Source organism: Longimicrobium sp. (assembly GCF_036388275.1).
Classification (GTDB): domain Bacteria; phylum Gemmatimonadota; class Gemmatimonadetes; order Longimicrobiales; family Longimicrobiaceae; genus Longimicrobium.
Genome location: NZ_DASVSF010000075.1, coordinates 50,824 through 61,664, shown reverse-complemented (window position 1 = coordinate 61,664; position 10,841 = coordinate 50,824). Strand labels below are relative to the sequence as shown.

Annotated in this window: 10 protein-coding genes; 8 read left to right on the top strand and 2 right to left on the bottom strand. The window is 71.9% G+C overall.

The features are described 5' to 3' along the window. The coding region (locus VF632_RS15430) for a hypothetical protein (RefSeq protein WP_331023767.1) at nucleotides 1-186 on the bottom strand (186 nt) is incomplete at its 3' end. Nucleotides 187-232: 46 nt separating this feature from the next. Further along, nucleotides 233-493 (bottom strand): hypothetical protein, encoded by a 261-nt coding sequence (locus VF632_RS15425; protein ID WP_331023809.1) that lies wholly within the window; start codon nucleotides 491-493, stop codon nucleotides 233-235. Nucleotides 494-1,346: 853 nt separating this feature from the next. Here VF632_RS15425 and VF632_RS15420 point away from each other — a divergent pair. The 8 genes from VF632_RS15420 to VF632_RS15385 all read left to right on the top strand — a co-directional run bounded on the left by VF632_RS15420 (nucleotide 1,347) and on the right by VF632_RS15385 (nucleotide 10,712). Then, nucleotides 1,347-1,559, top strand: a complete 213-nt coding sequence (locus VF632_RS15420; RefSeq protein WP_331023808.1) for an MbtH family protein — start codon at nucleotides 1,347-1,349, stop codon at nucleotides 1,557-1,559. 61 nt (nucleotides 1,560-1,620) lie between these two features. Further along, nucleotides 1,621-2,646: a hypothetical protein gene (locus tag VF632_RS15415; protein WP_331023807.1), complete on the top strand. Its 1,026-nt coding sequence runs from the start codon at nucleotides 1,621-1,623 to the stop codon at nucleotides 2,644-2,646. 8 nt (nucleotides 2,647-2,654) lie between these two features. Beyond that, a complete protein-coding gene (locus VF632_RS15410) occupies nucleotides 2,655-3,650 on the top strand; it encodes a hypothetical protein (RefSeq protein ID WP_331023806.1) in 996 nt (331 codons plus the stop codon). After that, nucleotides 3,647-4,711 (top strand): cysteine synthase family protein, encoded by a 1,065-nt coding sequence (locus VF632_RS15405; protein WP_331023805.1) that lies wholly within the window; start codon nucleotides 3,647-3,649, stop codon nucleotides 4,709-4,711. Before VF632_RS15410 ends, VF632_RS15405 begins: the two co-directional genes overlap by 4 nt. After that, a complete protein-coding gene (locus VF632_RS15400; protein WP_331023804.1) occupies nucleotides 4,708-5,964 on the top strand; it encodes an ATP-grasp domain-containing protein in 1,257 nt (418 codons plus the stop codon). Before VF632_RS15405 ends, VF632_RS15400 begins: the two co-directional genes overlap by 4 nt. Then, on the top strand, nucleotides 5,961-7,481 hold the full coding sequence (gene argH, locus VF632_RS15395; protein WP_331023803.1) for an argininosuccinate lyase: 1,521 nt from the start codon (nucleotides 5,961-5,963) through the stop codon (nucleotides 7,479-7,481). Before VF632_RS15400 ends, argH begins: the two co-directional genes overlap by 4 nt. A 515-nt stretch (nucleotides 7,482-7,996) precedes the next feature. Then, nucleotides 7,997-9,139 carry a Gfo/Idh/MocA family protein gene (locus VF632_RS15390; protein WP_331023802.1) on the top strand — a complete coding sequence of 381 codons (1,143 nt, stop codon included), beginning with the start codon at nucleotides 7,997-7,999 and terminating at the stop codon, nucleotides 9,137-9,139. 115 nt (nucleotides 9,140-9,254) lie between these two features. Then, nucleotides 9,255-10,712: a hypothetical protein gene (locus tag VF632_RS15385; RefSeq protein WP_331023801.1), complete on the top strand. Its 1,458-nt coding sequence runs from the start codon at nucleotides 9,255-9,257 to the stop codon at nucleotides 10,710-10,712. Nucleotides 10,713-10,841 lie beyond the last annotated feature (129 nt).

Genomic DNA, 10,841 nt, shown 5'->3' with positions numbered 1-10,841 from the left:
GACGGCGCTTCCCGGCTCCATCCGGTCGACGAACCAGAGCCGCTCCTGCGCAAAGGACAGCGGCAGCGCCCCCGTGCGCTCCACCGGCACGATGGCGGAAACCTTCGGTGCGCTGCGCGCCAGCTTTGCGGCGCGCGCCATCTCGAGGATCCGTTCACGTTCGGCGATCGACAGCGTCGTGCTCATCGGCTCTGGAGGCAGTTCGTTGTTGCGATGGAAGGCGGCTGATCCGTCATCCCACGTCGGCCGCGCGGACCAGCGCAAGCAGTGCTTCGATCTCGTTCGGATCGAACTCGGCGAGCTGGGCGTCGAGAAGGTGCTGGGCCGGCAGGGAAAGCTCGGGCTTTTCGAAGACGTCGTGGCGGCCCACCCGCTCGTACGAGGCCAGCGCCGGCATCACGTCGCCCGGCTGCCTGGCGCTTCGCGACTGCGGTTCGGTGCGGCGCGTGAGGTCGAACTTGCCGGACAGCTCGCCGGGGACGCCCGCCGGCACCCCCGTGGCGAGGCACCGTAAACACGCGTGTTGGAGATCGGTCCCCGATCCAAGCGGCCGGCACCTCCCCCTCACCGCCTCCGTGACTGAGGCGGGGTGCGGGCGAGGCGGTCCGATCACCCTGGCAGCACAGCTCTGGTAAGGGGGACTTGGACTACGCGGAGGCCAAAAACATAGGGAAATAAACGATAAGCCGCCGCTTGCCCTTGCGTCAACCGTTGTTCGAGAAATTTGGCACGAATGGATGCGCTGCGGGCCAGGCGACAAGACGCGGAAGAGCCGTGCGCGTGCTGCGGGGACCAGGTGTTTACGTCGAGGCAAACCGGCGAGTAACGATTTGGCGGCCGCCATCGCACTCGGGCTGGCTCGCGCGTGAGGCAGGAGAAGCGGATGCTGCTCAGACACTCCTTGTGAGGAAGGAGGGCGGGCGCTGTCGAGATGACGGATGCGCCGGTGAGCACCGCCCCCCGGCGCCCGGAAACCGCCCGTCCCCAACGACGGCGGAGCGTGGACGGGCGGCGTGGTACGAAGCCGCTCCGGTTCCGCCACCGCAACAAACGGCTGGCGTTCCAACCCTCGCACCTTTCACGCCTTGACGCTCACACCCGCACGTCGGGGCTGCGGGTTGCTATTTATGGCGAAGAACGATTACTTTTCCGGACCGAAGAAACGACGCTCACCCTGTCCGGCGAACGTTGCGCGCCACAGCGCGTACGGTTTGCGCGGGGGGGATACGACACCTTCCGCATCGAGAATGCGCGGGAGCCGGACCGCGCCGCACACGCCGGAGCGCCTTCACCGCTCCGGCCGCCGCCGCCGGGCCGTTCCGCCCCCTGAACCGCGAGAGCCACGCATGCCGACGGACGCGACGGACGACACCCGCACCTACATCGTCCTCGTCAACCACGAGGAGCAGTACTCGCTCTGGCTGGCGGACAAGGAGGTCCCCCTGGGCTGGTCGGCCGTGGGCAAGCCGGGCTCCAAGGAGGAGTGCCTGGCGTACGTGAAGGAGGTGTGGACCGACATGACGCCGAAGAGCCTGCGGAAGCAGACCCAGGAAGCCTGATCCGGCGGGACCCCGAAGCGCGGGGGCGCGCCGGACGACCATCACCACACCACCACACGCAATGACGCTGCACGCCGAGCCCGCACCCGGGCTCCTCCCGATCCCCCCCGTCGCCCTTCGCCCCGACGCGGCGCACACCCGGCACGTCCTCTCCATCCTGGACCTGTCGGCCGAGGAGGTGCTCTACCTGGCCCGGCGCGCGGTGCGGATCAAGCACGCCCCCGCCCCCCCGCAAACCCTGCGCGGCCGCACGGTGGGCGTGTACTTCCGGAAGACCTCCACCCGCACCCGCACCGGCTTCGTGGTGGGCGCCGGGCGGCTGGGCGCCACCGTGGCCACCTTCGGCCCCGCCGACCTGCAGATCAACACGGGGGAGACGGCGGAAGACACCGCCCGCACCTTGGCCGGCTACCTGGACGTGCTGGTGATGCGCACCAACGAGAGCGTGGAGGAGATGAGTACCTTCACCATGCACCCGGGGATGTCGGTGGTCAACGCCCTCTCCTCCGACGAGCACCCCACCCAGGCGCTGACCGACCTGGCCACCCTGCTGGAGCACTTCGGGCGGCTGGAGGGGCTGCACGTGCTGTACTGCGGCGAGGGGAACAAGACCGCCGCCGCGCTGGCGCTGGCCATGAGCCGCATCCGCGGGGCGCGGCTCACCCTGGCCACGCCCGAGGGGTACGGCCTCAACCGGCGGAAGCTGGCGATCGCGCAGGCGTACGCCGCCGACAACGGCGCCACGGTGGAGGAAACGCACGACGCCGGCGCCCTCCCGCGCGGGGTGGACGCGGTGTACACCAGCCGCTGGCAGGAGATGGGGGTGGGAAAGTCGGACCCGGAGTGGAAGAGCCTCTTCCGCCCGTTCGCCGTCACCCGGGCGCTGATGGAGCGCGTCTCGGGCCCTTCGACGGTGTTCCTGCACGACCTTCCGGCGGTGCGCGGCGAAGACGTGGACGACGAGGTGCTCGACGGGCCGCGGAGCCTGGCCTGGGTGCAGGCCCAGCACAAGATGTGGAGCGCCATGGCGGTGATGGAGTGGTGCGGCGCGGGCGTCGTGGACGCCGAGACCTCCCTCCCCTCCTGACCCCGGCCATGCAGCCCGCACTCCTCCTGCACACCCGCGGCGCCGCCGCGAACCCCCCGCCCCCCGCCCCGCGCCTGGCGCCGGGCGGGGACGGCTTTCGCGTGGGCCGCGGCGAGATCCACGCGCACCACGGCGAGATCGTGCAGGGAATGTTCTACTCCAGCGACGGGGCGGTGGAGCACGGGCTGGTGACCCTGCCCTGCACCCTGTTCCGCACGAGCGTGCGCTTCCGTCCCCTGCGCTCGGGGCCGCTCACGGTGGAGCCGGGCGACCGCGCGCGGGCCAGGGCCGCCGCGCGGCTCACGCTGGATGCGCTCGGGCGCACCGGGTGGGGCGGGGCGATCCGCATCGAGAGCAACGTTCCCGTGAAGTGGGGGTGCGGCTCGTCGACCACCGACGTGCTGGCCACCATCCGCGCGGTCGCCGACGCCTTCGGCGCGGTGCTGGACCCGGCGTGGATCGCGGGGCTGGCCGTGGCCGCCGAGACCGCGTCGGACTCGCTGATGTTCGGCCCCGGCCGCGCGGTGCTCTTCGCGCAGCGCCGCGGCCGCGTGCTGCTGGACCTGGGCGGGCCCCTTCCCCCGGTGCGGGTGCTGGGCTTCAACACCGAGGGCGAGCACGGGGTGGCGACGCTCAGCCTTCCGCCCGTTCCCTACACCCTGTGGGAGATCGAGGCCTACCGTACCATCCTGGGGCTGCTGCGCCGGGCGGTGGAGCGGCAGGACGCCGCGCTGCTCGGCCGGGTGGCCACCGCCAGCACCCTGATCATGCAGCGGCACCGCCCCAAGCGGCAGATGCCCGAGCTGCTCCACCTGGCCTCGGAGGCGGGGGCGCTGGGGGTGCAGGTGGCGCACAGCGGCACCGTGGCCGGCTTTCTCTTCGCCCCCGGCGCCGCGGCCGACGCCGGGATCGAGCGCGCGCGCGAAGGCCTGGACCGGCTGGGGGTGCCCGCGAGCTGGGAGTTCGCCGTCGACCCCGCCCCGCACCCGGAGGATCCCTCGTGAGCGGCCCCGTGATCCACGCCAGCTTCGTGGACGCCATCGCGCTTCCCCGCGTCGTCTGGCTTCGCCCCAACCTGATCGGGCTGGCCTTTCCGCTGATGAAGCTGCTGCCCGCGCGCTTCATCGTCCGCAAGGCGCTGGAAGAGGGCGAGCTGCGGCCGGGCGGCCTGATCGCCGAGACCACCTCCGGCACCTTCGGGCTGGCGCTTGCGATGGTGGCGCGGCTCGGCGGCCATCCGCTGACGCTGGTGAGCGACCCGGCCATCGACGCCCCGCTCAAGCGGCGGCTGGAAGACCTGGGCGCCACGGTGCACATCGTCCGCGAGCCGGGGCCCACGGGCGGCTTCCAGCAGGCGCGGCTCGCCGTTCTCGAACAGGTGCTGGCCGAGAACCCGGGGAGCTTCTGCCCCCGCCAGTACAGCAACCCGCACAACCCGGGGAGCTACGCCCCCTGCGCCGAGCAGCTGGCCCACGCGACCGGCGCGGTCGACTGCCTGATCGGCACCGTGGGGTCGGGCGGAAGCGTGTGCGGGATCTCGTCGTCCCTGCGGCAGATCTCTCCCGAGCTCGAGGTGATCGGGGTCGACACGCACCGCAGCGTGCTCTTCGGCCAGTCCGACGCCGGGAGCGGGCGGCTGCTGCGCGGCCTGGGCAACTCGCTGATGCCGCCCAACGTGGACCACACGGCGTTCGACCTGGTGCACTGGGTGGGCGCGGCCGAGGCCTTCCTGGCCACCCGCCGGCTGCACGGCGACCACGCGCTGTACGTGGGCCCCACCAGCGGCGCGGCGTACCTGGTGGCCGACGCGTGGGCGCGCGAGAACCCCGACCGGCTGGGCGCCGTGATCTTTCCCGACGAGGGGCACCGCTACCAGGACACCGTGTACGACGACGCCTGGCTGGAGGCGCAGGGGGCGCGCCTCGACGTCCTTCCGCGCGAGCCGGTGGAGTGGGAGCACCCCCACGACGGCGGCGAGCCGTGGGCGTTCTTCCGCTGGGGCCGCCGCTCGTACGCCGAGGTGATGGACCGGCCCGGCGCCGGGCCCAGGCTGGTGCCGGCGTGAGCGCGGAAAAGGCGCTGCTCTTCGTAGAAAGCAACACCAGCGGAACGGGGCGGCTCTTCGCGCGCACCGCGCGGACCATGGGGTTCGCCCCCGTGCTGATCACCGCCCGCCCCGAGAAGTACGCCTACCTCGCCGAAGCGGACGCACCGGAGGTGGTGGTCGTCCCCCGCGTGGACGAGGACGAGCTGCACGCGCTGGTGGCCGCGCGCTGGGGCGGAGCCGCCGGGGTGGCCGGGATCACCTCCAGCTCCGAGTACTTCATCGCCACCGCGGCGGCGCTGGCGGCGCGCTTCGGCCTTCCCGGGCCCGAAGCGGCCTCCGTCCGCGCCGCGCGCGACAAGTCGTGGCAGCGCCAGGTGCTGGCCGCCGGCGGCGTTCCCTCCCCCGCCTTCCGCGCCGTCTCCTCGGCCCCCGAGGCCGTGGCCGCCGCGCGCGAGATCGGCTTTCCCGTGGTCCTCAAGCCGGTGGACGGCAGCGGCAGCGTGGGCGTGCGCGCCTGCGCCAGCGAGGGCGAGGTGCAGGCCCACGCGGCGGCGCTCCTGGCCACGGCCGGCGAGAACGCGCGCCTCCTGGTGGAGGGGTTCGTGACGGGACCCGAGTTCTCGGTGGAGATGTTCTCCGGCCGCGTGGTCGGGATCACCCGCAAGCACCTGGGCACTCCGCCCTTCTTCGTCGAGGCGGGGCACGACTACCCGGCTTCGGTCCCGGCGGACGTCGCGCGGGCGCTGGCCGATTCCGCGACCCGCGGGACGGAGCTGCTCGGACTCGGGTGGGGTCCGCTGCACTGGGAGCTGCGTGTGGATGCCGGGGGGTGCGCGGTGCCGATGGAGGTGAACCCGCGGCTGGCCGGCGGCTTCATCCCCGAGCTGGTGCGCCACGCCCAGGGGATCGACCTGATCCGCGAGACCCTTCGTCTCGTCGTCGGCCAGACGCCGGAGGTCACGCCGGTGCGCCACCGGCACGCCTCCATCCGCTTCCTCTTCCCCCCGGCGGACGGGCGGCTGGACGCGGTCGAGGGGATCGACGGGGCGCGGGGGATCGAGGGCGTAGTGGACGTCGCCCTGTATCGCTCGGTGGGAGATCCGCTGGTCGTCCACGGGGACTTTCGCGACCGGATCGGCCACGTGATGGCCTGCGCGGACGGGTTCGATGCGGCGTCCGAGGCAGCGGAGCGCGCGCGGGACACGGTCCGCCTCCGGGTGGACCTTCCCGCGGCCGCGCCGCTGGCGGGCGCACGGGAGGGGGCGGCGTGAGCGAGGACACCGGGCGGATCCGCCGGGCGCTGGACCCGCGCGCGCGACGCATCGTCTTTGGCGACGACGCCGACCGGGCGATCCGCGACGAGCTCCCGTCGTACGTCCGCATCGACCGCGCGCACCTGGTGATGCTGGTGGAGCGCGGCATCCTTCCCTCCGAGCGCGGGCGGCGGCTCCTGGACGCGATGGACGGGCTGGTCGCCGACGGCTACGCGCCGCTCAAGGGGCGCGCGGCGCCGCGCGGGCTGTACCTGCTGTACGAAAGCTGGCTGGTGGAGACGTTGGGCGAGGAAACCGGCGGCGCCGTGCACCTGGCCCGCTCGCGCAACGACATCAACGCCACCGTCCTGCGGATGCGGCTGCGCGAGCCCTACGGCCGGCTCGCCGGCGAGGTGCTTCGCCTGCTGGCCGTGCTGGTGCGCCGCGCCGAGCGCCACGCCGGCACCACCATGCCCATCTACACGCACTACCAGGCGGCGCTCCCGGTGACTTTCGGGCACTACCTGGCCGGCGTGGCGCTGGCGCTCCTGCGCGACCTGCACGGGCTGGAGGCCGCGGCCGACGGGCTGGACCGCTGTCCGCTGGGCGCCGGCGCGGCGGGGGGAACCACGGTGCCCATCGACGCGGAGCGGACGGCGGCGCTCCTGGGCTTCGCCGATGGGGTGCTGCACTCGATCGACGCGGTGGCCTCGCGCGACCTGGTCCTGCGCCTCCTTTCGGCCGCGTCGGTCCTGGGCGTGACGCTCAGCCGGCTGGCGACCGACCTGCAGCTCTGGAGCACGGCGGAGTTCGGCCTGGTGGGCTTTCCCGACACCCTGGTCGGCTCCAGCTCCATGATGCCGCAGAAGCGCAACGCCTTTCTCCTGGAGCACGTGCAGGGGCGGGCCGGGGCGCCGCTGGGCGCCTTTACCGCCGCCGCCGTGGCCATGCACGCCACGCCGTTCAGCAACTCGGTCGCCGTCGGCACCGAGGGGGTGCGGCCGCTCTGGGGCGCGCTGGACGGGGTGACGGAGGCGGTGGTGCTCGCCCGCCTGGTCGTGGCCGGGGCCGAGCCGCGGCCGGAGCGGATGCGCGAGCGGGCGGACGAGGGGTTCACCGCCGCCACCGAGCTGGCCAACCGGCTGGTGGTGGAGACGGGGATGTCGTTCCGCCAGGCGCACCACCGCGTGGGCGAGCTGGTGACGGACGCGGCCGTGCGCGGGGAGCCGCTGGCGGAGGCGGCCGGCGCGCTCTTCCGCGAGCTGGGGATCGCCGCGGACGCGGCCGGGCTGGACCCCGCCGCGGTCGCGGCGGCGGCGGCGTACGGCGGCGGGCCGGCCGAAAGCGAGCTGCGCCGCGCCGTGGCCGAGCTGCGGCGCGAGTGGGCGGCCGCCGCCCGCCGGCTCCACGCGCGCCGCGAGCGGTGGCGCGAGGGCGACCGCGCGCTCGACGCCGCGGCGGCCGGGGTGCTGGCCGGCGGGGCTTCGACCGACGACGCGCCGGCGGTGCCCGCGGCGGAGACGCGGAGCCGCTGAGCGGACCGCGGGAGAACTACACGCCAGGTCGCCCCCGCCGCGGCTCGCGACGGGGGCGATCCGGCCTCCGGCTCGTAGTACGTCCGCAGCCCTCCACGGGATGGTCCACGCGGTGTCCAAAAAGTGGCGAGAGAGAGCGACGACCAGGTACTTGTCTTCGGCCGGCAATCCCCGCCATCTATCGCGAAATCGTAATGGCCGTTTGTGACTTCTTGTCGGATAGAAGGGTTGCAACAAAATGGCGGGTTCCTATATACTTGGTTGAAAACATCTGGGGTTGCCTCGATTTTCCGGTTGAGGTCTCCACCCGCCCGTTCAACGAGGTCCTGTCCTGCGCTGGCCTCAAACGATGCGTACCGGGTGGCGGCGTGACGCGAGCAAGGCGTTCGTGTGCCGCGGAGACCCGGTGCTCCGGGGTGAGGCAGTTTCTACAAACGCGTCGGGTGAAGATCTGATCCGGCGCCGACAGGACGCATCGCGGCTGGGCGGTGTTCCCCCTCGAACCGAGCGACGAAGTGACTGACACGACGACCACGGCCCCGCCGCTGCCAGCCGACCTCCACATGTCGAATGCGACCGTGCCTGCTCAGGGACTGGGTGCAGTGATCGTCGGCCTGGGACGAGCAGGGTTGGGTCTGCACATTCCCGTCCTGGAGAAGATTCTCCGTAACAGGAGCGCGGATTCACCCTTCGGGGCTGTCGTCGGTCTCGTCGACCCCGTGGGAGGGGGAATCGGCCGCGCGCTGCATCGCCTGGAATACGAATACGGATACGACCCACGGCCGATCCGCTTCGCGACCTCGCTGGCCGAGCTGACGGGCGTCGATCCGAACCAGGCGGTCGTGCACATCTGCACGCCGGCTGACGATCACGCGTCCACGCTGCGCGCCGCGACCGACGCCGGATTCCGGCGGATCATCGTCGAGAAGCCTTGCGCCGCCAACACGGCCGAGGTCGACGAGATGCGGCGGATCGCCGACCGCACGGGCGCCAGCATCGGCGTCGTCAATCCGTACCTGTACAGCCGCTCCGTCGCGCGCTGCAGGGACAAGATCCAGGAAGTGGGGCGGCCGCCGCACTACCTGGAATTCGAGATGTCGAAGCCGCGGATCACTCCTACGCTGGCGGGGCGCTCGAAGCCGGAATCCGTGATGGACGTGGAGCTGCCCCATCAGATCGCCACCGCGCTTCACCTTACCGGCGCGTCGAGCTACAGGCTTCTTCGCGCCGAAGTGCGGCACATGCACTACCGGGAGATGGATACCGAGCCGTGCCAGGTCGTCCCGAACATGGGAATCGGCGTCGTCGTCCTGGAGCTGGACGAGTGCGTCGCGGTCCTCGTCTCCTCGCTCGATGCGCTGACGCGCACGCGGGTGCTGAAGCTGCGCTTTCCGAACACGGAACACATCGAAGCGTTCCTGCCGGTTACGGGAGACGACCACATCAGCGTGATCATGGAGTACTCCGGCCGCAATACCGACGGGTCTACCGAGCAGACACGGGTCGAGAAGCTTCCCGACGACATGCTCGCGCGGTGCCTCTTCGACATGTACTCGCGGTTCGCCACCGATTCTCCGCAACTGAGCGACCTCACCTTCAACCGGAAGGTGATCGACGTGATGGACAAGGCGAAGGCGTTCGCACGCATTCGAAGGTAGGGCCGGTGGCGAACTGGTGCTCCCGGCCGCGGCCGGTTCATATTCCACGCTCACGGCCGGATGATCCGGCCGGTGAGCCCCGTCGACGTATCGCCATCCGCGGCTGAACGACACCATGGACGAACCACCGGCCCGGGATTCCGCGGCGATCACGGAACGCCTCGAAGCGCTTGCGGCCGCGCTGCGCACCGGCGCGAACCCGTTCCTCCACGGTCCGGAGATGCTGGACCTGCTGTACGGCATCAGCGGGTTCGGGATGAACTGGCTGGCCGCCCGGACCGGCGTTCCCGGCGTGCGGGAGGTGATTCTCGACCGCCTGTACGACGCGGTGAGCTCGCGGCCGGACGGAGCCGGCGTCCTGGCGGATCTCGGCCGGGTGCTGCGGTCGGACGTCCACCCGACCTCGTGGCTGAATACCGAGAAGCAGCGGCCGTGCCACCGGCTGATCGACCTGCTCGGACGGGTGTGCCGCGAGAACGCCGGCACCCCGCTGGGCGAGGCCGCCCTCCGCGAAGCCGTGGGCACGATCGTTTCCGAATCTTCCATGGTCACGCTCGACGTGCGCGGGCAGTGCCTGGACTGCATCGCCGAGTGTCTCGACGAGCTTCCGTCGCTGGACGTCGAGCCGCACCTGCTGGGGGTGGAAGAGATCGTATCGCGGTTCCGCCCCTGCCATGAGCGTGCGCTCGCACTGCAGGTGATGGATACGCACGACACCATCGACCCCCACGTGGCCTATCCGGACCGCCCCTTCCTGGACGTCCTCGGGCGTGCCGCCAGCGTGAAGGCACAGGAACGGGCCTTCGTCTTCGGGGCCCGGCTCGCGGATGCCGTGCTCCGCGTGCGGCCCAGCGAACGTGCGCGGTCCATCGCCGCGCGCGCCGGGGAAGGCCGTGCGGCACTGGCCGCGGTGCGGTCCGGGGTCCTCTCCTCCCCCGAGTTCGAGGCGTTCATCGCGGCGCGCCTTCCCAGCCGGGCCAGCGAGCTCGCCGACTACGTGGTCAACCGCCACCAGGTGCTCGTCGACGGCCTGACCCTCCAGGAACTGTTCCGGTGGCTGATCGCGGCGCCGGAAAACTCGTCCAGCGACCAGCGTTCGCGCCGGACGATCACGGCCTTCTTCCGGCAGGTGCTGGGAATGGGGCAGGCCGCCAACGCGGGGCTGGACGCGAGGCCGTTCTTCATCGACCACGGGTACGGCCCGGACGGCGACCAGCTCGACTGGCCCAGCTACGTGTTCCTGCCGGCGGGCACCATCTGGGGCAAGGGCGCGGGGGTGGACCTTTCCTGCGGGGTGGCGTTCGGCGGCGGCGTCGACCTCGCCGCCCACCGGGGCCGCGACGCCTCGTACATCGGGGGAAGCTGGTCGGCCACGCTGTACCATGGCCATTCGCACGTGGGGGGTACGCCGGGATCGCAGGGCGCAGAGTCCCGGGACCGCATCGTTCACTACGGCCTCACCGTCGACGACGGCGAGAGGCTTCCCTGGGGGGTGTACGTAGAAGCGGAGCAGCACGTGGGCGGCGGCGTGTACCCGGGGGTGCGCACCTGGCCGCTGGAACCCAGGCGCTGATCCGGGCGGATTCCGAAGAGGGTCCCGCGCGTTCGGCGGCGAGACCCGGCGGCTCCCCTGGATTCCGCGCCTTCGTGAGGCGCTTGCCAGGCTCGATTCACCCGATCCATTTTCCCGATCCACTACCGC

What these genes read in the sequence shown, in the direction of transcription:
- VF632_RS15420 (WP_331023808.1), top strand. Translation starts at nt 1,347, where the DNA reads ATGCCGACGGACGCGACGGACGACACCCGCACCTACATCGTCCTCGTC.
- VF632_RS15385 (WP_331023801.1), top strand. Translation starts at nt 9,255, where the DNA reads ATGGACGAACCACCGGCCCGGGATTCCGCGGCGATCACGGAACGCCTC.
- VF632_RS15410 (WP_331023806.1), top strand. Translation starts at nt 2,655, where the DNA reads ATGCAGCCCGCACTCCTCCTGCACACCCGCGGCGCCGCCGCGAACCCC.
- VF632_RS15415 (WP_331023807.1), top strand. Translation starts at nt 1,621, where the DNA reads ATGACGCTGCACGCCGAGCCCGCACCCGGGCTCCTCCCGATCCCCCCC.